The sequence below is a fragment of the Desulfoferrobacter suflitae genome (assembly GCF_022603395.1).
Classification (GTDB): Bacteria; Desulfobacterota; Syntrophobacteria; order Syntrophobacterales; family Syntrophobacteraceae; genus Desulfoferrobacter; species Desulfoferrobacter suflitae.
In genome coordinates this window covers 37,368-60,997 of record NZ_JAIBKA010000002.1, presented here as the reverse complement: position 1 = coordinate 60,997, position 23,630 = coordinate 37,368, and the positions used below count along the sequence as shown (strand labels likewise).

22 protein-coding genes are annotated in these 23,630 nt (G+C 54.1%); 9 read left to right on the top strand and 13 right to left on the bottom strand.

Translation table 11 applies throughout. From position 1 onward, the window contains the following. Positions 1-145: 145 nt before the first annotated feature. The 3 genes from K1V27_RS03190 (at position 146) to K1V27_RS03180 (ending at position 5,140) form a co-directional block, all read left to right on the top strand. The gene (locus K1V27_RS03190) at positions 146-541 is read left to right on the top strand and encodes a response regulator (RefSeq protein WP_258928080.1); all 396 of its coding nucleotides are present in this window, start codon (positions 146-148) and stop codon (positions 539-541) included. A gap of 182 nt (positions 542-723) precedes the next feature. Beyond that, entirely contained in the window at positions 724-4,245 is a 3,522-nt protein-coding gene (locus K1V27_RS03185; RefSeq protein ID WP_258928079.1) for a molybdopterin-dependent oxidoreductase, read from the top strand. Further along, positions 4,232-5,140: a glycosyltransferase family 2 protein gene (locus tag K1V27_RS03180; RefSeq protein ID WP_258928078.1), complete on the top strand. Its 909-nt coding sequence runs from the start codon at positions 4,232-4,234 to the stop codon at positions 5,138-5,140. The genes K1V27_RS03185 and K1V27_RS03180 overlap by 14 nt, the downstream gene beginning before the upstream one ends. 37 nt (positions 5,141-5,177) lie before the next feature. Here K1V27_RS03180 and K1V27_RS03175 read toward each other — a convergent pair whose 3' ends face one another. Together K1V27_RS03175 and der are read right to left on the bottom strand one after the other, a co-directional pair. Beyond that, a complete protein-coding gene (locus K1V27_RS03175; RefSeq protein ID WP_258928077.1) occupies positions 5,178-6,470 on the bottom strand; it encodes an ABC transporter substrate-binding protein in 1,293 nt (430 codons plus the stop codon). Further along, positions 6,467-7,795 (bottom strand): ribosome biogenesis GTPase Der, encoded by a 1,329-nt coding sequence (gene der, locus K1V27_RS03170; protein ID WP_258928076.1) that lies wholly within the window; start codon positions 7,793-7,795, stop codon positions 6,467-6,469. The genes K1V27_RS03175 and der overlap by 4 nt, the downstream gene beginning before the upstream one ends. A 259-nt stretch (positions 7,796-8,054) precedes the next feature. On the opposite strand from der, the gene K1V27_RS03165 reads away from it, so the two are divergent. Further along, entirely contained in the window at positions 8,055-9,080 is a 1,026-nt protein-coding gene (locus K1V27_RS03165) for a Tim44 domain-containing protein (protein ID WP_258928075.1), read from the top strand. Here K1V27_RS03165 and K1V27_RS03160 read toward each other — a convergent pair. Together K1V27_RS03160 and K1V27_RS03155 are read right to left on the bottom strand one after the other, a co-directional pair. Continuing rightward, a complete protein-coding gene (locus K1V27_RS03160) occupies positions 9,054-9,731 on the bottom strand; it encodes a hypothetical protein (protein WP_258928074.1) in 678 nt (225 codons plus the stop codon). The genes K1V27_RS03165 and K1V27_RS03160 overlap by 27 nt on opposite strands. A gap of 105 nt (positions 9,732-9,836) precedes the next feature. Further along, complete coding sequence (locus K1V27_RS03155) at positions 9,837-10,727, bottom strand: DUF1848 domain-containing protein (RefSeq protein WP_258928073.1); 891 nt, start codon at positions 10,725-10,727, stop codon at positions 9,837-9,839. Positions 10,728-10,888: 161 nt separating this feature from the next. On the opposite strand from K1V27_RS03155, the gene K1V27_RS03150 reads away from it, so the two are divergent. Together K1V27_RS03150 and K1V27_RS03145 are read left to right on the top strand one after the other, a co-directional pair. Continuing rightward, positions 10,889-11,059 carry a hypothetical protein gene (locus tag K1V27_RS03150; RefSeq protein WP_258928072.1) on the top strand — a complete coding sequence of 57 codons (171 nt, stop codon included), beginning with the start codon at positions 10,889-10,891 and terminating at the stop codon, positions 11,057-11,059. 149 nt (positions 11,060-11,208) lie between these two features. After that, on the top strand, positions 11,209-12,294 hold the full coding sequence (locus K1V27_RS03145; protein ID WP_258928071.1) for a class I SAM-dependent methyltransferase: 1,086 nt from the start codon (positions 11,209-11,211) through the stop codon (positions 12,292-12,294). 2 nt (positions 12,295-12,296) lie between these two features. On the opposite strand, the gene tsaB is transcribed toward K1V27_RS03145, so the two are convergent. The 9 genes from tsaB to rpsB form a co-directional block, all read right to left on the bottom strand. After that, on the bottom strand, positions 12,297-13,007 hold the full coding sequence (tsaB, locus tag K1V27_RS03140) for a tRNA (adenosine(37)-N6)-threonylcarbamoyltransferase complex dimerization subunit type 1 TsaB (RefSeq protein WP_258928070.1): 711 nt from the start codon (positions 13,005-13,007) through the stop codon (positions 12,297-12,299). A gap of 13 nt (positions 13,008-13,020) precedes the next feature. Beyond that, positions 13,021-14,106, bottom strand: a complete 1,086-nt coding sequence (rseP, locus tag K1V27_RS03135; protein ID WP_258928069.1) for an RIP metalloprotease RseP — start codon at positions 14,104-14,106, stop codon at positions 13,021-13,023. A gap of 10 nt (positions 14,107-14,116) precedes the next feature. Further along, a complete protein-coding gene (locus K1V27_RS03130; protein ID WP_258928068.1) occupies positions 14,117-15,283 on the bottom strand; it encodes a 1-deoxy-D-xylulose-5-phosphate reductoisomerase in 1,167 nt (388 codons plus the stop codon). 137 nt (positions 15,284-15,420) lie between these two features. Beyond that, a complete protein-coding gene (locus K1V27_RS03125; protein ID WP_258928067.1) occupies positions 15,421-16,251 on the bottom strand; it encodes a phosphatidate cytidylyltransferase in 831 nt (276 codons plus the stop codon). An 81-nt stretch (positions 16,252-16,332) separates the two neighbouring features. Then, complete coding sequence (uppS, locus tag K1V27_RS03120) at positions 16,333-17,097, bottom strand: undecaprenyl pyrophosphate synthase (RefSeq protein WP_258928066.1); 765 nt, start codon at positions 17,095-17,097, stop codon at positions 16,333-16,335. Between the two features lie 3 nt (positions 17,098-17,100). Further along, entirely contained in the window at positions 17,101-17,655 is a 555-nt protein-coding gene (frr, locus tag K1V27_RS03115) for a ribosome recycling factor (protein ID WP_353740522.1), read from the bottom strand. After that, positions 17,648-18,385: a UMP kinase gene (gene pyrH / locus K1V27_RS03110; RefSeq protein ID WP_258928064.1), complete on the bottom strand. Its 738-nt coding sequence runs from the start codon at positions 18,383-18,385 to the stop codon at positions 17,648-17,650. The genes frr and pyrH overlap by 8 nt, the downstream gene beginning before the upstream one ends. Before the next feature lie 208 nt (positions 18,386-18,593). Continuing rightward, positions 18,594-19,208: a translation elongation factor Ts gene (tsf, locus tag K1V27_RS03105; RefSeq protein WP_309573995.1), complete on the bottom strand. Its 615-nt coding sequence runs from the start codon at positions 19,206-19,208 to the stop codon at positions 18,594-18,596. 80 nt (positions 19,209-19,288) lie between these two features. Continuing rightward, complete coding sequence (rpsB, locus tag K1V27_RS03100) at positions 19,289-20,125, bottom strand: 30S ribosomal protein S2 (RefSeq protein WP_258928062.1); 837 nt, start codon at positions 20,123-20,125, stop codon at positions 19,289-19,291. A 483-nt stretch (positions 20,126-20,608) separates the two neighbouring features. Between rpsB and rfbB the strand changes: the two genes are divergently transcribed. From rfbB to rfbD, 3 genes are all read left to right on the top strand, one after another. After that, positions 20,609-21,682, top strand: a complete 1,074-nt coding sequence (rfbB, locus tag K1V27_RS03095) for a dTDP-glucose 4,6-dehydratase (RefSeq protein WP_258928061.1) — start codon at positions 20,609-20,611, stop codon at positions 21,680-21,682. A gap of 90 nt (positions 21,683-21,772) precedes the next feature. After that, complete coding sequence (gene rfbA, locus K1V27_RS03090; RefSeq protein WP_258928060.1) at positions 21,773-22,702, top strand: glucose-1-phosphate thymidylyltransferase RfbA; 930 nt, start codon at positions 21,773-21,775, stop codon at positions 22,700-22,702. Positions 22,703-22,713: 11 nt separating this feature from the next. Next, positions 22,714-23,613 (top strand): dTDP-4-dehydrorhamnose reductase, encoded by a 900-nt coding sequence (gene rfbD, locus K1V27_RS03085; RefSeq protein WP_258928059.1) that lies wholly within the window; start codon positions 22,714-22,716, stop codon positions 23,611-23,613. Positions 23,614-23,630 lie beyond the last annotated feature (17 nt).

The following is a 23,630-nucleotide window of genomic DNA, read 5'->3' as shown; positions in this document are numbered from 1 at the left end:
GCCCCGACCAGTTTTGCAAGTTTCCCCGCTACACTCGATCAGCTCGTTTTGCACACACAGTAGAGCCGATGCTGTGAGGGGAGTTGTGCCATATTATCGGCGGCTCAGTTCAATAATCCAAACCCAATGAGAGGAGGTATGATGAATGGCTCAAGATAAGATTTTACTCATTGACGATGATCCCAGTTTCTTGGAGATCACTGGCGCCATTTTGAGGCGTTTTGGGTACGAGGTTTTGTCGGCCAACAATACTGCCGACGGGCTTAAATACATTGAAACCGAAAAACCCGATCTGTTGATTTTGGACATCATGATGGCGACCATCGACGAAGGCCTCCAATTTGCCGTAAAGCTGCGGCAGGATGAAGCGTTGCATCGGTTACCCATCATTATAGTTTCCGCCCAGCCTGATACCGAAAAGGGATACAGCCGCAGCCTGGAAGATGACATGGATTGGATTGCTGCCGATATCTTTATGGAAAAACCGGTCGATCCGCAGGCCTTGAAACACAACATAGAGCTCCTTTTGAAAAAGGATTGAAGCACCTGGATTTGTTCTCATGAGTGTTGCACCTGTTCCTGAAGTGGTCTCCTGCTCATTCATCGAGCACTGCTGACTCATTCTGACTACCCTGCCACTGCCGATCCTCTGTATTGTGACGTGATGGGCTCCGAGAGGGCCAATGAAAGCAATCACAAAAACGTAAAATCTGGAGGAAATGAATGGATAATATGTTTAAAATTCGCATAGATGGCAAGGCGGTGGAAGCTCCTGCCGGGAGCACTATCCTGGATGTCGCCAAGCGGGAAAGCATCTACATCCCCACCTTATGCCACAGTGAGCTCTTGCGCCCTTTGGAAAACTGTCGTTTATGTGTTGTTAAGGTCGCCGGCGAGAAAAAATACAAAGCAGCCTGCAGCACCCCCATCACGCAGGGTATGGAGATCACAACGCAGGGGGATGACTTGCAGCAAACCAGGAAGTTCCTGCTGGAGCTGCTGCTTGACACACACTACGGAGACTGCGTCGCTCCGTGTTCGGTCAGATGTCCGGCCAATGTGGACATCCAAGGTTACCTGGCCCATATCCGCCATGGTGAATACCGCGAGGCGGTGCGGCTCATCAAGGAAAAAATTCCCATGCCGGCAACCATTGGAAGAGTCTGTCCGCACCCGTGCGAAACCGTTTGCCGGCGCCACCTGGTGGATGAACCCATCGGTATAAACCTGTGCAAGCGATTCGCGGCAGACTTCGAATATACATCAGGGGAAAGAATCATGCCCCCGATGCCGCTGCTGAGCAACCATCGGGTTGCCATCGTTGGGGGTGGGCCGGCCGGTTTAAGTACCGCTTATTATCTACGCACGCTCGGGCACGCCAGTACGATTTTTGAAGCGCGTGACAAGCTGGGGGGAATGCTTAGATACGGGATACCCGAGTATCGACTTCCCAAAAAGATTCTCGACTGGGAAATTGAGGGAATTCTCAGTCTGGGGGTTGGAGCAAAGACAGGGGTCCGATGGGGGCGAGACTTCACACTCGATGACCTCAAAAAGGAGGGCTTTGACGCCATATTTCTGGCGGTTGGGGCCTGGGCCTGCCGCAAGCTCGGGATTGTCGGAGAGGATCTGGACGGTGTGGTGCCGGGTGTGGACTTTCTGGAACGGATCGCCTCGGGCAAGACAGTGAAAGTGGGCAAAAGAGTGGCGATCATCGGCGGCGGGAACGTTGCCATCGATGCCGCCCGTTCTGCCCTGCGACTGGGCTCCCAGCAGGTAACCATTTTATATCGACGCTCACGCAATGAAATGCCTGCAAGCCATGAAGAGGTCGAGGCGGCCCAGCGGGAAGGGGTAGACATTCACTTTCTGGTCGCTCCAACCCATCTCTACGGTGACGACGGCAAAGTCAATCGAATCCAGTTCATCCGCATGGAACTGGGAGAGCCGGATGCCAGTGGCAGAAGACGTCCGGTACCGGTCGAGGGGTCGGAGGTGACGATGGAAGTGGATCAGGTCGTCAGCGCCATTGGGCAGTCCCCGGATGTGCCCATGCCGGATCTGGATGCAGCCGTTTCCAACCTGCCCATGACCCGTTGGAGTACCTTCGGTGGAGACCCCAGGAGCATGCACACGGGATATGAAATGGTTTTTGTCGGTGGAGACGTTTTTCGGGGTCCGGATACCGTCGTTGCTGCCCTGGCCGATGGCCGCAAGGCGGCCTATTCCCTGGATCGCTATTTTCGGGCCGGCGTAGTTCAGCCCGAACCGCTCCATTTCAATATCAGCAAGGGAGAACTGGATACAATCGACCGGGAGCCCTTCAGCATCCTCACAACGGCGTCGCGTGAGTCGATGCCGGAACTGGAGCCACAAAAACGCACCAACAACTTCCTGGAAGTCGAACTTGGTCTGAGCGAGGCACAGGCCAAGAGAGAAGCGGCCAGGTGTTTGGTGTGCGGCTGTTCGGCCGCTTTTGACTGTAGGCTGCGGGAAATGATGAACGAATTTCAGGTCGACTGGCGTGACCAGCCGAGCAAGAAAATTCATTATCAGCGCGTGGCCGCCGTGGATGTTCACCCCACCATTGCCCTGGACCCGAACAAATGCATTCGTTGTGAGCGTTGCTATGTGGCCTGTTCCGAGTACCAGGTGTCAGATGCGATTGATTTCAAGGACTGGCCGCGATTTAATGAACGCTGTGTATACTGTGGACTCTGCGTGGACCTTTGCCCGACCGGCGCTCTCATGGAGAAGCGCGAAGGCCGTCCTGTAGAACGCCTTGACTGGGAAGCTGCAACGACCCACTGCATCCATTGCGGGTGCGGTTGTCAATTGAACCTCAAGGTCAAGGGAGAAAGGCAGGTATGGATCAGCGATGCGGCGATGGTGGCGCCAAACTGGGCATCTACCTGTCGGCAGGGACGATTCCGGATTTATGACTCACTTTGGTTTGGAGAACGCGTGCTGCATCCCAAAGTGCGCCAGAAGGGCCGCTTCAAGGAGATGACCTGGCCCAAAGCAATCAAGTGGCTCCTCGATGGCCTGCACAAGATACAGGACCAGTACGGTTCCCGGGCGTTGGGAGCTTTGGGCTCGCCGCGGGCAACCAATGAAGCGTTGTACCTGCTGCAGAAATGGATGCGGGTCGGTTGGCAAAGCAACGGCGTTGACTTCCCCGGCCGCAAAGTTCGGGAGAAAATGTGGGGCCTCATACAAGCATACCGGGAACACCAGGGGATGGTTCAGGACCTCGGCGGGCTCGAAAAGGCGCAAGCCATCTTCCTGTGCGGAGACAACATTGAAAGTTTGGCGCCGGTTGTGGCTACCATGATACGCAGAGCGGCAAGGAGCCGCAAGGTACCTGTGTGGCAGATGACCGGTCATGCGGATTCCTTGTCTCCGTTTGCCTCTATTGCTGTCCATACGCCGCCCGATTCCTGGCAGAATGTGTTGCAGGCATTGCACCGGGCGGTTCTGGGCAAGAGCTCTGAATTCACTCCCGCTGAGTTCGGCATGGCTGGCGGCGATTGGCAGAATCTGGTGCAGGCAATCTCCAAATCTAACGGCTTGGCCGTCGTGTTTCCCGAAGATCTCTTAGATTCCGACGGAGATGCGGGTGTGGTCGAGGCGTTGCTCCAACTTGCTTTGGATTGCGGTCAATCGAAGCAGGCGGAAGGGGCGGGCATTTATCCCATAACCTCCGAAATTAACTCTACAGGCGCTCTGCTCATGGGACTGAGCCCGGCTTTTCTGCCCGGCTTCAGGGATGTTTCAAGTGCGGGAAATCGCAAGGTCTTCCAGGAGGCATGGCAGGTGGAGGAGTTGCCCGGTGAATATGTATCCGACATGGAAGAAGCCCTGGAAGCAGGACGCATTAAAGGCTTGGTGGTGCAAGACGCAGCATTGCTCTGGGAGAGAGACAAGAAGCGATGGCAGCGCCTGTTGAGCAATCTGGAGCTGCTGGTGCTGCTGGAAAGCGTCCCCAGCCCAGCCATGAAACTGGCTCATGTGGTCTTGCCGTTGGCTGCATTCGGCGAACACCTCGGCACGGTCATTAACCTGGAAGGTCGTCTGCTGAAGCTGGCGCAAGTTTTCTCCCCCGAGGGCGAATCCATGGCGGACTGGGAAGTGATACAAAAAATCATGGCAACCCAGGGAGTAACATTTCCACGAGACATGGCTGCCATTCATGATGAAATCAAGGCTCTGGTACCTCCTCTGAAGGACGGTGATTGGGCTTGAGATGGTCAGTGTCATCATCCCCACCTACAATCGAGCAGACCTGGTTAAAGAAGCGCTCGATTCCGTTCTGGCTCAGACCTTAGACGGTCTTGAAATGGAAGTGATCGTGGTGGATGATGGCTCCAGTGATAACACACGGGTGGTCATCGAGTCCTGCGGTGCGCCGGTGAAGTATTTTTGTCAGCCCCACCAAGGCGTGAGTGCGGCTCGCAATACAGGAATCAAGGCAGCCAGTGGAACCTGGTTGGCCTTTTTGGATTCGGATGATTTGTGGTTGCCGGAAAAACTTCAGGGGCAGCTTAGTTTCTTTCGGCTTCATCCAAACTTGCGCATCTGCCAAACGGAAGAGTTGTGGCTGAGAAACGGGCTGCGGATAAATCCCAGGGGCTACCACAGGAAGCCTTCGGGCTATTGCTTTTCCGCATTGCTGGAGCGCTGCTTGATCAGCCCCTCGGCAGCCGTGTTGCAGCGAAGCCTGCTGGATGAGGTCGGTTTGTTTGATGAAACGTTGCCGGCCTGTGAGGATTACGACTTGTGGCTGCGCATCGGCTGCAAATATCCAATCGGTCTGGTACAGCAACCTTTGGTCGTGAAAAGAGGCGGGCGCTCGGATCAGCTTTCCACCACCGTTGCCGCTCTCGACAAGTATCGCATCACCGCCCTCGTGAAGCTCCTGCGCGCCGGAGTGCTGACTTGTCGTCAGCAGGCATTAACCATGCAAGTACTGGTAAAAAAGTGCAGAATTTATGGGACAGGTTGTGTAAAACGAAGAAGAATCAAGGAGGCAGAAAGAATCTTTTCGTTGCCGGACACAGTTGCTCAAGAAATCGGCTTCCCCCTGAAAATTGCCGGGCATGATTGCCATGAGCTTGGATGGTTCAGCTCTTCAGCCTGAACCATCCCGCAAACCGCTCAAGCGGTATGATCCAGGATCATCGAGGGTCCGTGGAATTTCCACCGGAGGCTGAACTCAGGCGCTTCGATCGGTTCTCTTCCGGCTCGACCGGAACGAACCGCCCGTCACGAAAAGTCATGACCCGAAGGGGACGCTCGGGTTTACCATCCGAATCAAAATAAACCGGCCCTGCCAAGCCTTTGTAGGCATTCAAGGGATTATTGAAGCTGAGAAAAAACGCACCTACGCCAGAACGATTAGTTGGTCCCCTTTCGAGTAGTTCTCCCAGCCAGGACATGGCATCATATCCGAGCACCGCCAGACGTTGAGGTTCCCGCCAGTACTCCTCGCGAAACCGTTCCCGGAACTGTTTGACCGGCTCCGCTTCATCATCGGCGACCAGTGCCGAGCGCATCACAAAAAGCCTGTCCAGGTAGTCTCCCAGAAGATCTTCAATGAGAGCGCCTGTGTAGCTGCGAGGCGCAAGAAAACGGCCGGTGTATCCCTTTTCTGCAAGGGCGCGGATGATTTCAGCTCCCCAAAAGGGAGATCCTGCGAGCCAGATGAGCGGGGGATCCAGCTTAAGAATTTCATCGATGGCACCATCCGCAAAAAGACCATCAGCATCACTGACAAATTCTGCGGTTGTCAGGTGCAACTCCTGCGCCCTGCGCAGGAAAGATTCATACAGAAGCTCACTGTAGATGGACGAGTTGTGAACTACTGCGGCTGTCCTGGTCCCTTCCCAGTGTGCGGCAACCGTTGCCGCATATGCGCCCTCTTCGCCGTCCAGGCAAACCAGAGGCAGAAACGATTCATATTGCGTCAATTGTTGGTGCGAACCGGCGGGCAGCAAAGCGAGCAAGTTGTTCCTCTCGAGAAGGGGAGCCATCTCGATGAGTGAGGCGATCGGCAAGTGGGCAATGATAACAAGGGTGTCGGGATTATGGGCCATTTCCTCAGCCAGCCGCAACGTCTCGCGAGAGCCGGAACCGGCGTCCCCGACCGCCAGTTCAACCGGTATACCCTTTTTCTTGATTTCTTTCCAGGCCAGCTCAATTCCCTGATGCAGCAGTTGGCCCTCTGTCTGAAAAGGACCGGTCAAGGGTAGCAGCAGCGCGATACGCGGATTAGCGATGGGTGGTTCGGCTTCGACCTCCTGCTCGCCATTCACAGGGGTGCCGGGCCTGTGATGATCCTCTCTGGAAAGCCACACAAACAAGCTACCAATGAGCAACAAGAAGCAGATGACGGCACCGATCAGAAACTTTGGACGCGTTTGCTCTCTTTTGCGCGGCGGTTTGCGTCTACTTGATGGAGCGATTTTCACCGTTGCCGCTCCCCCTTTTGACGTCCGCGAAATACGAGGCGAATCGGGGTCTTGGTAAGGCCGAATGCTTCTCTAAACTGGTTGGTGAGGTAGCGCTCATACGAAAAATGAATGGATTCCGGACGGTTGCAAAATAAGACGAAGGTAGGGGGTCTGACCGAAGTCTGGGTGGCATAATAGAACTTGAGAGGTCTTCCCGCAACCTGCGGTGGTTCGTGGCGCTCCAGTGCCTGCTCCAGTGCGCGGTTCACATGACCGGTGGTAATACGTTGATTGTATTGTTGAAAAACCTCAAATACGGTGGGTATGACCCTGGCCACGCGTTTGCCCGTCAACGCGGAAATAGTCAGTATCGGTGCGAATGGTAGAAACTTGAACCGCTCTTGAACTCCTTCCATAAACAGCTTGGTTCGTCTGGGGTCGGTATCGATTGCATCCCACTTGTTGATGCCGATGACACACGCGCGGGAACGTTCCTGAACATAGCCCGCAATATGCAAATCCTGATCGGTAATGCCTTCACCGGCGTCCGTCAAAAGGACCGCTACATGGCTCCGATCTATACTCTGCAATGCCTTTATAACGCTGATTTTTTCCAGTTTCTCCCTGGTTCTGCCTTTACGCCGAATCCCCGCCGTATCGATCAGCACATAGCGTTGTCCAGCGTGTTCAAAGGGGGAATCGATGGCGTCTCGCGTGGTGCCGGGGATCGCATCTACGATAACACGAGGCGCCCCCAGGATGCGATTGGTGAGGGTCGATTTCCCGACATTAGGACGGCCTACAATGGCAACACGAATCTCGTTGGGCTGTTCGACCTCGGTCATCTCCGTTGTGCGGATACTCTCCAGCAGATCGCTCATGAGTTCCCCCATGCCGAACCCATGAGCCGCGCTGATGGGGTGAAGCTTGTCCAGGCCGAGCTCAAAAAACTCGGAAATGTTCTGCTCTTGTCCAGGGCCGTCTATTTTGTTTACCGCGTAGTACACGGGTTTGGAAGTCCGCCGCAGGAGATTCACCAGTGCTTTATCTTCCGGATGCAAACCCGTTTTGCCGTCGGCAATAAACAGGATGAGATCCGCCTCATCTACGGCAAGACGGATCTGCTCTCTGGTCTGTTCATCAAGATCTTTGAATTCATGGCTTACAAAACCGGCCGTGTCAATGATGGTGAAAGGCTTCCCTTCCCACGTCACCTGTGCGTAATTGCGGTCGCGCGTGACGCCCGGAACATCGTCCACCAGTGCCTGCCGTCTGCGACGGATGCGGTTGAACAAGGTTGATTTGCCCACGTTGGGTCGGCCTACGATGGCTATCAGGGTCATACCATTATCTTTCCAGCAAAACGTTAGTCAGCCAGGGATGATTTGCGATCCTAAAAGAGCAAGTAATAGGGAAATTGTCAACAAGGCAGCATGGTGATCCAGGTGCGCCGGCCACATTGGCATGGAGAACTACCGGTTTATGTTGCCTTCGTGGGACCCGTTTGTTAATAGTCCCAGTGAAAATTGACCCGTGCAGCTTCACGTTTTATCGCAGCCCTTAACAGCTTTGCAGAAATGAATCAGAGAGGATAGTTGAACGATGCAGGATAGAAAGCTTTGGCGTTGGACCGTGGTGTTTGCTTTCATTTTCTTTTTTGGTGTAGCACTCGTCTATGAAACGAGTGCCTGGGCCCGGGCCGGAGGCGGCCGCTCGTTCGGCAGCCGCGGCAGCCGATCCTTGTCAACTCCACGGTCTCCATCCAACCCGGCATACAATTCCCCTAATGTTGCGCGACCAGGTGCCACGAGCAATCCTCAAGCCGCCGCATCCCCATTTTCAGGCGGTTGGAGTCGCAGCCCGTTCACTCAGGGACTGTTGGGTGGCCTGGCCGGTGGATTTCTTGGCAGCATGCTGTTTGGCGGCAGCGGTCATGCTTCTTCAGGAGGTGCCGGGGGAGGCGGTATCGGCATGCTGGATCTACTGCTCATTGGTTTGCTGCTTTACCTTCTGATGAGGTTTTTTAAGTCGCGTCGAGCACGCAGTTCCGCATCCGCCAGCTATTATGGTGGAGCGGGTGTTCCTGTCGACCGCACGCAAGGATCGGCCCCTCCTTCCCGGCGTATTGAACCTTCGCACCGAGGACAATATTCCGCAGCTTCGGGCAGCACGACGGAACTGGAGACCGGCCTTGGTCAGATTCGCCAGTTCGACCCTTCCTTCACCGAAGAGGGTTTCAAGGAATTGGCCCAGGATATGTTTTTCCGTATTCAGGCCGCGTGGATGAACCGAGACCTGCAAGGCATTGAACACATGCTGACCGATGAGATGCGAGATTCCCTCCGTGATGAGTTCAGCGTGATGAAACAGCAGGGGAGGATCAACCGGCTGGAAAACATTGCCGTGCGCAAAGTGGAGCTGGCTGAAATATGGCAGGAGAGCGGCAAAGAGTACATCACGGTGTGGTTTACCGCCAACCTTTTAGACTACACTGTGGACGATAAAACGGGCCAAGTGGTCGAGGGTGATCGCCTGAACCCGGTCAGGTTCGAAGAATTCTGGACTTTTTGCCGTGATATCGGGTCTGATTCCGACTGGCGGTTATCGGCCATTCAGCAGAACACATAAGCGTCGGCAGGTTTCTATCAGCCGGGACGGATCAAGGAGGGTGCAAAAATCGACATCCTCCATCAAATTCCGGCATTCGTCGACGGCGAATGTTCGGCAGGGGTTGGGGCGCCATGCGTGAATCGAACAGATGCTCAAGCCCTGGCCGTTCGCTTCCCACAGGAAGGCACAGAACCTGTGGTTGGCTCCCAGTCCATCCGCGAAAAGCCTTTTCCAGGCCGGGGGAATTTCGGTGCCGGCGGGAAAATCCGCCAAACCGCTTGCGATCTCGCAGCAGCCTCCGCAGTGAGTGCAATAGCCGGTATCATGCGGCAGGGCGTGAAATGCGTCAGGTGGGACCACCTTAATCGCAGGTAGTTTGCGGTGCAGGTCGAGCCACTCGTGTACCTCACTAAAAACGCCGCACCTTTCCGTCACAATGCTGAGCAGCGCCGCGCGTTTCTGATGCGGCGGCATGCTCTGCCAGTGAGCTTCCGTCTCTAGAATCATCACGTTGCGAAGCAGAAATGTCAGGGGAAACATTGGATGGTGCAGAACTTTGTGCATGGGTGCGAGATGGCAGCCAGGCCTCACCAGGGCAGGGGAATCCAAGATCGCACGGCGCAATTTTCCCATTTCTACCTGCAGCATCGATGGCCCCTTGATTTTCATCTCATTAATCATCCAACAACGGTTACACGAGCCTGCCGTCCTGAATGTAAATGGTCGCTTGCGCAGCGGCAGGTGTCAAGCCCGGGAACCGGGTCAACAACATCATCAGCAGGCGCAGCCAAGCAACGAAGGGGAATGGGCATCATGTTGCAGGTAGTTTTTTCGGGCGCGCTCATGGCTGCTGGTTGCATAACAGTAGCGGCAGTCAAACAGACAGGAATCGTACATGCCAATATCTTTGCTCACGTCGCATCCACAGTATTTTCTTTGATACCGGTCTTTTTCAGTTTTCATATCCACCCGGAAGACCTCCGATAGGTAGTCGGCATCGATGCATTTTCCGGCTTTGATCCGGCAGTCTGAAAAATCGGTTGCCTGGGCACAGCTGAATAGTTCCATCTCGGTCTGTCCTGCCGTGTCCGCTAGAAACGGCAGCAGCACGGCAATCTTTGAGGCGTCTTCCCCATCAATGGCTAGCCCTTGTTCGGTCAGCGCACGCAGCCTTTGAAGCGACTTTCGATAGATGTGAACCGGACTGATGATGCATCGGTTGGTGTAGCCTCTAAGGGAGCGGGCTATGGATGCAAAATTGCGACGATGGAATTGGAGGTCGGTCACATTGCTCAACACGATGGGATCATAGCGCCAGATGACTCGACTCGGACCCAAACGATCACTCAATTCACGGAAAGTTCGTACAGAATTTTCGATGGCGGGAGTGTTTGCATCCAGCAGACGCGGGTTGTTTAATATGGTGAAGTAAAAAATATAGCGGTAGCCGCATGTGTCCAACTCGTCCAGAAAGGGAATCATGGGATGGGGATTGCGGCTCCAAAATACAACGGCTTCAACGTCGCCGGTCGCCAGGGATACGCGCGAGACCTGCCTGGGGTTGAAGGGATTCGGTACAGTGCAATAGCCCGCGCGTATGCGGTTCATGAACCACCTGGCATAAAACGCAGGGATGTCTGTGCGGCGGCTGGCACTGATGATCACGCCGAAAACCTTCGAATTCTTCCGCTGGGGTAACCGTTTGGATGCATGACTGTTCTCTAAGCAACCCGGTTTTTTTGGTGAAGCGCTTCAAACCAAACCGTCAACTATAGTAAGATGTGCTCAATTATGACACAGGCGTGACTCAATTGGGAGGGTTTAGAATGCATTGGATATTCTATGTGGCTGCGGCTGCTGTGACCGCACTCGCCATCTATGTGCAGATAAAGAGAATCGAAAAGGGGTCGGACGAGAGTGCTGCGGCACCGCATGAAAATAAGGCGCCGCAGCAAACAAAAAAAAGTGCAAGACAAAAAAACAGCAGGCGGCATTAGTGTTGATTTTGCATGATGATTGCGTCGGGTAATGCGCACTCAACACCGCGGCTGAAGATGCGATGCGATGAATGAATGGCCCGGCGCAAACGTTTCTGCTTCGTCGTGGCACAGGATCGTGACAAGCTTAAATGAAGGATGGGGGTTATTTGAAATTGAAAGGGAGAGCTTTTTCGGAAAAGATGGTTGAGGTCTTGAACTACGGCGCAATCAATCTGGCTATGGCCATAGGCTACAGAACCGGACTTTATGATGTCTTGGACACCTTCGACACGCCGCAGCCCATTACCGCCATAGCGCGAGAATCCGGGCTGAATCCTCGATACCTCCAGGAATGGATGGGCGTCATGGTAACTGCAGGGATCATTGAAATTTCCCATTCAGCCGACGGTGAGCACCGATTTTTTTTGCCCAAAGAACATGCTGATTATATCACTCGGCGCGCGGGAAATTCCAACCTCGGGGTGTATACTCAGGAAATTCCTCTCCTCACGCTGTGCGCAATGGAAGAGGTATTCCAGGGGTTTCACACGGGGCAGGGGATCGACTATCATCATTACCCGAAGTTTCAATCCTTCATGTCCGAACTGGCCGACGCCAAGCATCGCAAAATACTTGTAGACCAGTTCCTCCCTTCCGTGGACGAGGGAAAGCTTGTCGAACGTCTCAAACGGGGCATCCATGTGTGCGATGTGGGGTGTGCGGAAGGCGTGGCCGTGCTGCTGATGGCTCAAGCATTTCCCAACAGCCGTTTCCTCGCCCTGGACCTGTCGCCGGAGGCAATCCGGATGGCTCGCGAGGGGGCTCACCGCCGGCAGGTAACCAACGTAGAATTCCTCATCTTGGATGCAGCAACCCTCGAAACCCATGAAAGGTTCAGTCAGCGATTTGATTATGTTACCGCATTTGATTCCATTCACGATCAGACACGGCCAATGGAAACCTTGCGCGGAATACACCACATCCTGGCCGATGGAGGTCTCTTTTCCATGGTGGATATCGCGGCACAAACGGATATGGCCGAAAACCTCGACCATCCCATGGCGCCTTTTCTGTATACCGTCAGCCTCATGCACTGCATGCCGGTTGGATTGGTGGATGGCGGGGCTGGCCTGGGGATGATGTGGGGACGTCAAAAGGCGTTAGAGATGCTCAAAAAGGCCGGCTTCAAAGACCTGGAAGTGGTGGAGATGCCGTTTGACGCATTCAATTGGCACTTCTTGTGCCGCAAGTGAACTCACTCACGCCTTATCCGTTTTTGCAGGGCGTTCCTGTGAATTTCCGCCTCGGATGGACGAACATAGAGAGGGCTGCTGTGAACGGGGTCCTCGCCTTTGCCCGCTGACAGCTTCTGCATGGCCAGGTATCCCACCTGGGAGGCTCTGATCATATGGCACGGCGGCGGAGCTTCAATGATCAGATCTCCCAGCTTCGCCAGCAACTGATTCTTATACAGCAGCCAACCGTCCCCGCAGACTATGGTCTTTTCGGTGACATGACGGACAAGGTGCTCCGGCTTATCGACCAGATAGACTCCCTGCAGAATCTGCCGTCCCTGGCCGTCCGGTCTGTAGAGACCGAAATAGACTTCCTTTTTTCGGGCATCGAGCACCGGGCATACCGGGTGGTGGCCAAACCCGAGGCCACCAGCCAATGCATCCAGGGAAGGGATGCCCACAAAATCTTTCGCCAGGCACCAGGCCAGCGTCTTGACGGTGCTCAAACCGATGCGTAACCCGGTAAAGCTTCCCGGGCCGGTGGTGACGGCGAATCCATCCACATCCTGCAGCGTCCAACGGGCCTGCCGCAGAACATGATCGAGGGACGCGAGCAGGCGTCGATTGTGGGTTTTCGCCGATTGCAGATACCACTCGGCCACCACCTGATCATCCTGCAAAAGAGCCACGCTGCCGGCTGCTGTCGAGGTATCGACTGCTACAATCTTCACGTGCGCCGCCTGGTCAGGGCGCCGGACTGGGTTGGCCGGTGATCAAGCGCATGATGTCGTTGTAGAATACAAAAATCATCAGCACGATGAGGAAAACCATGCCGATGCGTTGCGCCATTTCTATCTTCTTCATGTCGATGGGTCGCCCCAAGATGGCTTCAATGAAAAAGAAGAAAAGATGTCCACCATCCAGAACCGGAATCGGAAGCAGGTTCAAAATGCCGAGATTGATACTGATCAGGGCGGTGAAATAGATCAGATTCAAAATTCCTTCCTGCGCCTGTTGACCTGTCATCTGGGCTATGAGCAGAGGACCGCCAAGGGTCTGCAGGGGAACAACCCGTTCGATCAGCTTGACCACAGTGAGCAGAAACAGCTTGCTCAGATTCCATGTCTGGGCCAGGCTGTAATACCCGGCCAGGAGAGGATTGACCCTCTTGACATTGAATTTTCCCGCAGCAGAGATACCAATCACCGGCCGCTTGATCGACTCCCCGAAAATATTCTTAATTTCCCGGCTCTGCGGTGTTACTGTGATGACCTTAACTTCTTCGCCCCGTTGGATTTCCATCACCAGGGGCTGTTCTCCGTGTTCCTGAATCATATTCGAGAGCTGGTCCCATTGTGAAACGCTCTCTCCGTTGATCGTCAATACCAGGTCTCCCGACCTCAGCCCCGCCTGCTCTGCCGGTGACGCGGGATTGACCGAACCGATCTCGGTGGTCATCTGCGGTATCCCTGCAACCGCATAGACCAGAGCAAAAATGATGATGGCAAACAACAGATTTGAAGAAGGTCCGGCCAGCACGATCCCGATACGCTTCCATACGGATTGTGCGGGAAAGCTCCTCTCTTTGTCTTGTTCAGGGACTTCTTCCTCGGCATCCTCTCCCAGCATCTTCACGTAACCCCCAAGGGGAACCGCGGATATGCAATATTCCGTTTCGCCGCGTGTCACGCTGACAATTCGGGGGCCAAATCCCAGGGAAAAACGCAGCACCCGCACTCCAGCCCATTTGGCTACGAGAAAATGGCCAAGTTCGTGAACAAATATTAAAATCCCGAGGACCACAACGGTGGCAATGATCGTTGTCAGCAAAATGGAACCCTCACTTCTGATTGACTAAACGCTCGGCTTCCAACCGAGCCCACTTGTCCGCCGCAAGGATTGCGTCGAGATCAAGTTCGCCTGAAATTTGGTGGTGCTTCATCACACTTTCTATCAATCGGGCTATATCCAGGAATCCGATCTTTTCCTCCAAGAATGCGTTAACCGCCACTTCGTTGGCAGCATTGAGCACCGCCGGCATGGTGGAACCCCGGGCACATGCTTCATAGGCAAGGCGCAGGCAGGGGAATCTATCCGTGTCCGGCGGATAAAAAGAAAGCTTCTGCAAATGGAACAGGTCCAGCGGTGGATTCCTCACCGGCAATCTCTCCGGATAAGCCAGAGCATAGGCAATAGGAATGGTCATATCGGGAATCCCCAACTGGGCAATAACCGATCCGTCGATGTATTCGACCATCGAATGCACGATACTCTCCGGGTGGATATGGACGTCAATCTGATCGGTCGGAACGCCAAAAAGCCATTGCGCCTCTATGACCTCCAATCCTTTATTCATCAATGTAGCGGAATCAATTGTGATTTTTCTTCCCATGGACCAGTTGGGGTGCTTGAGCGCACCCTGCGGGGTGACCTTGGCAAGCTCCTCCAAGCTTTTTTGAAAAAACGGTCCTCCCGAGGCTGTCAACAAAATCCTGCGCAAGCTTTTCCTGTGGTTCCCTTGCAGCGACTGAAAAATAGCGCTGTGTTCGCTGTCGACCGGAAGTATGCTGATGCCGTTTTGGATGGCCAATTCCATGACAATTTGGCCGGCAATCACCAGGGTTTCCTTGTTGGCCAGCGCCAGGTGCTTGCCTGCCTTGACGGCGGCGATGGTCGGCAGCAGACCGGCCGCCCCCACCATGGAGGAAAGTACCATATCGACTTCGGGCAGGGTGGCGACCTGTTCATAGCCCGAAGCGCCGTAGACAATTTCCGGTTGTGGATCACCCGGGCCCAAAAGCCCGGACAATTCTTCGGCCAACTCCCGGTTGAGCACCGCTACCAGTCGAGGTTGAAAGGTTCTAATTTGCTCAAGCAGCAGGGAAACATTGCGACCTGCCGCCAACGCCGCCACCCGAAAGCGATCCGGAAATTGTTGAACCACATTTAGAGTGTTTGTACCGATTGATCCGGTGCTTCCGAGGATACTCAGAACTCTGTTCGCCATAACAACAACCGTCAGCTCCTAGTGAGCTGCATCTCAAGCGGAACGCGGGTTAGTGCCTTCACCGTGCGCAGAGTATGCGAGGGAATTGCTCCTCTGTGTGGAGCTTCATGCCTACTCATGACTATCGACTTTAACCGTTATGGGTAATCAATCCAATGCAAAAAAAACCAAACCACCGGAAATACGAAAAGCAGGCTGTCCAGTCGGTCCAGAATGCCCCCGTGTCCCGGCAAAATGTTGCCCGCGTCCTTCACTCCGCAGAGTCGTTTGGTCAGAGACTCGATGAGATCGCCGATCTGTCCGATGATTACCAAAATCAAACTCAGCAAGATCAACCACTTTATGGGTACCGCCCCAAGGAACAGGGAGCCGAACAACGTTCCGACCACAATCCCTCCCATCACGCCCCCCAATGACCCCTCGATGGTCTTGTTGGGACTGACTTGTGGGTAGAGTTTGTGGCTCCCGAAATACTTGCCAGAGTAAAGTGCACAGGCATCGTTGGCGATGGTGATCAGCAAAGCAAAAAAGACCCAGCGATTTCCGGAGCTCAAGGGCTGTATTAGCAGCACGTAAGATAAGAGATAGGGAACATACAGCCAACCCAGGACGAATCGGGCCGCGCGCGAGATACCGCCGGAATCAGTCGGGGCGGCGAAAAGCGTGGTGGAAAATGCTGCAAACAGGACAAGGAAAAGGGCCCCATGGAGCCCTATCGGCCCTAAACCGGATGCTCCAAGGGGGAACAGCAGGCCTGTTGCCACATAAAAGGCCTGCCACCAAAACGGCAAGCCCCTCTGGAAGACCATTGACTGAAATTCCCAAAGTCCGATTCCGGCAAGAACTGCCACGAGTGCGGTCCAGCTCCAGTAAGGGCCGATGGTGAGCGCGATAACAACCGGGGCCGCCAATAATAAGGCTGTAGCCCAGCGTTGGACATGGGGATCCCAATGATGCCGGCTTGACATATCAGCCGTTAACCCGCAATGAGGTCACGCGGAACGCTGAAGACCATCCCTGTTGGTTGACGGTTGCCAGCCCGCATCGGGTCATTGCTGGCTTCCGGCGGCACAACGTTGCGTTGGTGTCTGATCATCATAATAGGTACCGAAGCGCCGTTCGCGCTTTTGATAATCCCTCAGTGCCGCAAGAAATTCTTCTTCCCTGAAATCCGGCCAGAGCACATCGGTGATGTAGAGCTCAGCGTAAGCAAGTTGCCACAACAAAAAGTTGCTCACCCGGTATTCACCGCTTGTGCGGATAATCAGGTCCGGGTCGGGTGTGCCTCGAGTGAACAGGTAGCTGGAAAAAAGCTCACCTGAGAGTTCTTCGGGAGAATACCTGCCGCTGCGCACATCTTCAGCAAAAAGCCTCGCAGCCCTCTCGATTTCCTGCCTTCCGCCGTAATTGACGGCGAGATTTACCACCAGCCGATCCAGGTGCTTGGTCTGCTCGATTACCTTCAACAACTCCCGAACCACATCGTCCGGTATGCCCTCCAGGTCACCAATATGACAAACACGAATTCCCTTGTCGAGCAGTTCCGGCAACTCTGAAATCAGGAACTTCTTGAGCAGGTGCCAGAGGGCATCCACTTCCGAGGGCGGCCTTTGCCAGTTTTCTTTGGAAAAGGCGTACAAGGTCAGGTAAGGAATCCCAAGTTCCCGGCAACTGCGCACCACCGCTCTCACCGAATTGGCCCCTTCTTCATGGCCGACGATGCGGTTCAGGAATCGTTTCTTGGCCCAACGGCCGTTGCCGTCCATAATGATGGCTACATGGCGCGGAAGTTGATCGACATCCAATTGATGCATCCCTTAGATTTCCAGAACTTCAGTTTCCTTGTTGTTGTACGCTGCGTCAATGTTGCCGATGAATGTGTCCGTGATTTTTTGAATTTCGTCCTGTGCTCTGAATTGATCGTCCTCGGATATTTCCTTTTCTTTCTTGAGGTCCTTGATCATCTCATTGGCGTCGCGGCGGATGTTGCGCACGGCAACTTTGGCTTCCTCCGCCATTTTCTTGATGATCTTGACCAGGTCGCGGCGACGTTCTTCCGTGAGCGGAGGAACATTGATACGAATGATCTTGCCATCGTTCATCGGCGTCAGGCCAAGTTCGGATTTCAATATGGCCTTTTCCACTTCCCCTACGATGGTGGTATCCCATGGCTGTATCATGATCGTCCGCGGTTCAGGAATGGTGAGAGTTGCCAATTGATTTAACGGTGTCGAGGTCCCGTAATATTCCACTCTGATGCCGTCTACCAAGGCAACTGAAGCTCTTCCCGTGCGCAGTCTCTTGTAATCCCGCTCCAGACTTTCGAGGGCTTTTTGCATGCGATCCCGTGCATCTTCATAGACATCATTCAACATGACCGAATCCCTCCACCACTGTGCCTACAGGTTCACCCAGAATCACCTTCTTGATGTTGCCGCGAGTTTTCAGATTGAAAACCACGATCGACATATCCTGATCTCTCGCCAGAGAAATGGCGGTTGCATCCATCACCTTAAGATTCTTCTGCAAAACTTCGGTAAAGCTAATCCTGTCAAATTTCACCGCGGCGCGATCCTTTTCAGGATCAGTGCCGTAAACCCCATCCACTCTCGTTGCTTTGAGCAATACTTGGGCATTGATTTCCACGGCCCTCAATGCGGCCGTGGTATCCGTGGTAAAGAACGGGAGACCCGTGCCCGCCGCAAAGATCACGATCCGCCCCTTTTCCAGGTGTCTGATGGCCCGGCGCCGGATGTAAGGCTCAGCCACCTCCTTCATATCGATGGCCGACTGCACCCGAGTAGCAATTCCATGCTTTTCCAGTGCCTGCTGCAACGCCAAAGCGTTCATCACGGTGGCCAGCATGCCCATATAGTCTGCGGTGGAACGATCCATTCCCTGGGAAGCACCGGACACTCCGCGGAAAATATTGCCCCCGCCGATGACCAGGGCAATCTGGACCCCCATTTGGTGGATTTCATCGATCTCGTCCGCGATTTCTCTCAGCACGTCAGTGTCAATGCCGTAGGGCTCCTTGCCCATGAGAGCTTCTCCGCTGAGCTTGAGAAGAATTCTGCGGTACCGGGGTTTCTGCTGGTTCATTGCCGCCTGCCGTCATGATCGCGTGCCGGCTGGATCGCTCCTGCCGATCGGTAAGTGATGAGGGCGCCTGACCTGATTAGCAGGTCCGGTAAGTCCAGTTGGATCACGCTGCAAGGCTTCACTCTCGCCGCACGCGCTACCCCGCGGAACATCCAAACCGCGCTGCCGGCACCCTGACACGGAGATTTCCCAGGGCATATCGACGAATCTATTCAGACCCCAGTTGGTATCGGCAGAAGCGCCGGATGACAATCTTTTCGCCGATTTTTGCGACCAATCCATTGAGGTAATCTTGTATGGTTATGTTGGGATCCCTCACATAGGCCTGTTCCATGAGCACCGATTCTTCATAGAACTTGCGCATTTTTCCTTCGACCATCTTTTCCAGAATGTTTTCCGGTTTGCCCGATTCCCTGGCCTGATCCATATAGATGGCCTTCTCGCGCTCTATCACTTCTGCGGGAACATCTTCACGTTGAATGCCAAACGGGTTTGCCGCGGCGATATGCATGGCAACATTCTTTACAAATTCTTGAAAATCTTCGCTCTTGGCAGCAAAATCGGTTTCACAGTTCACTTCCAGCAATACCCCCAGACGTCCACCCCCATGAATATAAGCGTGGACCATCCCCTCCGATGCCTCTTTGCCGGCGCGCTTCATGGCTTTGGCAAGGCCCTTTTTGCGCAGCAAATCGATGGCTTTGTCCATATCGCCCGCGGTGTCCTGAAGGGCTTTCTTGCAATCCATCATGCCGGCATTTGTGGCTTCCCTTAATTCTCGCACCATTGCAGCTGTAACTTCCAACTGTATCCTCCTGTCCATCCATACATGTGACAATCAAACAACGTAAAATAGAAAGAAGCCGGGTGTTTCCGGCTTCCTTCCGCTTGATCAATTGACGGCTATTCCGTGTCTTCAGTTTCCGTTGTGGATGCGCCCACCGGATTGACTATCTCCACGATGGGACCGCTTTCTTCTTCACTGAGCAACTGCCCGGCCGGAACCTCTTCCAGGTAAGTCGATTCCTTGTCCTGCACAGCCTGCTGAGCTTCCTCGTAGCGCCGTCGTCCTTCTATGCAGGCATCGGCCATTTTGGAAGTGATGAGCCGGATGGCCCGGATGGCATCATCGTTGCCCGGGATGGGATAGTCGATCATATCCGGGTCGCAGTTGGTGTCGACAACGGCAACAACCGGAATACCGAGTCGGTTGGCTTCGGCTACCGCTATTTTTTCCCGCTGTGTGTCCACTACGAACAGAATTCCGGGCAGCCGGGTCATTTCCTTGATTCCGCCCAGGTTTTTTTCCAGTTTTTCACGTTCGCGCTGCAGGGAAAGAATTTCTTTCTTGGGAAACCGATTGATGCTCCCGTCCTCGACCATGGCATCCAGTTCTTTAAGACGATCGATCCTCAGTTTGATGGTCTTAAAGTTGGTCAGCATGCCACCCAGCCAGCGCTGATTGACATAGTACATGCCGCATCGCTGGACTTCTTCCTGAATGGTATCGCGGGCCTGCTGTTTGGTGCCGACAAATAGAACCGTTTCGCCGTTTGCCGTGCCTTCAACTACGACCTGATAGGCTGCGTGGAACAAACGAACCGTGCGCTGCAGATCGATGATATAGATGCCGTTGCGCGCGCCAAAGATGTAAGGTTTCATCTTGGGGTTCCAGCGGCGCGTCTGGTGGCCGAAGTGAACTCCCGCTTCCAACAATTGCTTCATACTGACGATGGCCATACAAATCTCCTTCTGGTTGAGCCTCCACCCTTCATAACCCGCGTTGTCGATCGTTTCGGGCACCAAAAGGTTTTCAGGGTGTGCGGTTAAAAGCAAATCGTATCTTTTTAACATGATCGCCAAAATAGTTGCAACAAAAAATACACACCCATTGCTTATTAAGGTTCGTGCGATTGTAAAAGGTTTAACGTTTGTTGACAATCTCAGCAAGTCAATATAGGAAATGATGCGTAACCGTTGCAGTGTATTTTCCCCGCGTGCGCAAGCCGCACAAGCTGCATCGGGCAGGCTGTTGCGATCCAGGAGGATGGCGCCTGGGGTGCTGCTCTGCCATCACGCTCAGTGCCGGAACCCGCCAGGTTCGAATCTCACTGGAATTCGGCCGCTTCGGTGGTGCCTTCTGGGAATGACCTGGGAGCGGTATTTTCGGGCAAGCTCATCGACAAGGGGATGTGTTTGTCGTAATGGAAAAGCGAAGCCGTCATGAATAAAAAGACTTTGCTGGTAACCGGCGGGGCCGGTTTTATCGGCAGTAATTTCGTACTCGCTGCATGCAAACGGGGCCATGCCCGCATTGTGAACTTCGACCTCCTGACTTACGCCGGTAATCTGAAAAATCTTGACTCCTTGAGTGGACATTCCGACTATGTTTTTGTTCAGGGAGACATTGCCGATCGGGACCTGGTGGGCAGCGTCCTGGCCCGATATAAACCCGACGGCGTGGTCAATTTCGCTGCAGAATCGCATGTTGACCGATCCATTGCGGGTCCCGAGGCATTCATTCGCACCAATGTGGTGGGCACGTTCAACTTGCTCGAAGCAGTTCGCAGCTATTGGCTCGACCTTACAACGGCAGAGCGTGGCGCCTTCCGCTTCCTGCATGTTTCCACCGATGAAGTGTACGGTTCGCTCGGACCTGATGATCCAGCGTTTACGGAAACAACTCCGTACGCCCCAAACAGCCCTTATTCCGCTTCCAAGGCCGCCAGTGATCACCTGGTCAGAGCTTACCACCACACCTACGGGATCCCCTGCCTCACCACCAATTGTTCCAACAACTATGGTCCAATGCAGTTCCCGGAAAAACTCATTCCGCTGATGATCTTGAACGCATTGGAAGGGAAACCGCTGCCGATTTATGGCGATGGGCGGAATGTGCGCGACTGGCTTTACGTGGAGGATCATTGCGAAGCCATCAGGCGGGTTCTGGAGCACGGTCGTGGCGGAGAGATCTACAATGTGGGTGGGCGCTGTGAGAAAACCAATCTGGAAGTTGTTCACAGCATCTGCAACCTTCTGGATGAAATGCGCCCTCAATCTCCCTTTAAACCGCACACGTCACTCATTACTTTTGTCAAGGATCGGCCGGGGCACGATTGGCGTTATGCCATCGACTGCAGCAAAATAGAAAGGGAATTAGGTTGGAGCCCCCGGGAAACATTTGACAGCGGCCTCAGAAAGACCATTGACTGGTACCTGCAACAGGCCGATTGGGTTCAATCGATCAGGACGGGTGCCTATCGAGCATGGATCAGGAGTCATTATGGAGCATCCTGAGACCGTTCGACAGGCTGCAAATATTTGCTTGCCTGGGGCGCTGCCATTCAACCGGGTTGCAAGCCGAACCCAGCTATCGAGGGTTGCGAAATGATCGACTCGTGTAACACTAGCCAGAGCCATTTAGCGGTACACCAATGGAGGGGCATTATCCTCGCCGGCGGCGCTGGCACCAGGCTTTATCCCATCACCAAGGTGGTCAGCAAGCAGTTGCTGCCGGTCTATGACAAGCCAATGATTTACTATCCCCTGTCGATTCTGATGTTGGCCGGAATCCGTGACATTTTGGTGATATCTACTCCGGAGGATCTGCCCAGATTCAGATTGCTGCTGGGGGACGGCAGTCAGTGGGGTGTCCGGTTTTTCTACGAGGAACAGGCAAAACCCGAAGGGTTGGCGCAGGCGTTTATCATTGGTCGAGAATTCATCGGCCGCAACAAAGTCTGCCTGATCCTGGGGGACAATATCTTTTACGGGCACGGTTTCAAATCAATCCTGCGCAGGGCCGTAAGCCTCGAGAAGGGGGGCCTGATTTTCGGCTATTGGGTGCGTGATCCCGAGCGCTACGGCATCGTCGAATTCGATCCATGCGGGACAGTGATGGGCATTGAAGAAAAACCGCAGCAACCCAAATCCCGCTACGCGGTCCCCGGCCTGTATTTTTATGACAACGATGTCATCGACATTGCCGCGAATTTGCAACCCTCGGCACGCGGAGAGCTCGAAATCACGGATGTCAACAAGGAATATTTGAGACGTGGGGAGTTGCGAGTCGAATTGCTCGGCCGCGGATTTGCCTGGTTGGACACCGGTACGCACGATTCGCTCATTGAGGCGAGCAGTTATATCGAAACCATAGAGAAACGCCAGGGGCTGAAGATCTCCTGCGTTGAGGAAGTGGCCTACCGCATGGGTTTCATCGATGCCGAACAAGTCAGGAGACTTGCTGAGCCCATGAAGAAAAATGGCTACGGACTCTATCTGCTCAACATTTTGCAGGACGAGGTCATTTTCGAATAAGGATTCTTGTGATGCGAGTTCTTGTGGTGGGAAGCAACGGCATGCTGGGGCGGGATCTCATGTCCACTCTGGTGCAAACGGAATATACCGTATTTGGCCTCGACATACCGCAGATCGACATCACCCGGCAACACGAGCTGTCTGGTGTTGTGCGGGATTTGTCCCCCGCTTTGATCATCAATTGTGCGGCTTATACCGCCGTTGATAAGGCGGAGCAGGAAACCGAGCTGGCTTTTTCGATCAACCGTGATGGTTCTGCAAATCTGGCGACCGTCTGTCATGATCAGGGCATCCCGCTGATTCACATATCCACCGATTATGTATTCGATGGAACCGGCAGACGACCTTACCGTGAGAGCGATCCTGCCAGCCCCATCGGCGTCTATGGTCGGAGTAAATGGGAAGGGGAAGAAGGGGTTCGGGACCACCTGCGGGAGCATCTCATCGTCAGAACTGCCTGGTTGTATGGAGTTCAGGGGAACAACTTCGTCAAGACCATTCTCCGGCTGAGCAGGGAAAAAGAGCGGATCCGAGTCGTTGCCGATCAGTTTGGCTGCCCGACCTGGGCGCGCGATCTTGCCGAGGGTCTGGCGCGCATGGCCACACTGATTTCGGATGATCCAGCATCGGTCCAATGGGGTACCTATCACTTTTGCGGTCAGGGGCAGACTACTTGGCACGGCTTTGCCGAAGCCATTGTTGCCGAAGGACGGCGCAGAGAGGAACTCAAGGTGCAACAGGTTGTCCCGGTAACGACCGCCGAATATCCGACTCCCGCCGCTCGGCCATCCTGGTCTGTGCTGGATTGCCGTAAGCTGGAAGAAAATTTTGGGATAGTCCCGCGCCCGTGGCAAACAGGCTTGAGTGAGATGATGGAGGAGCTTTACAGAGGAGACTTCCCACGGCAGTAATCCATCCGTATATCACG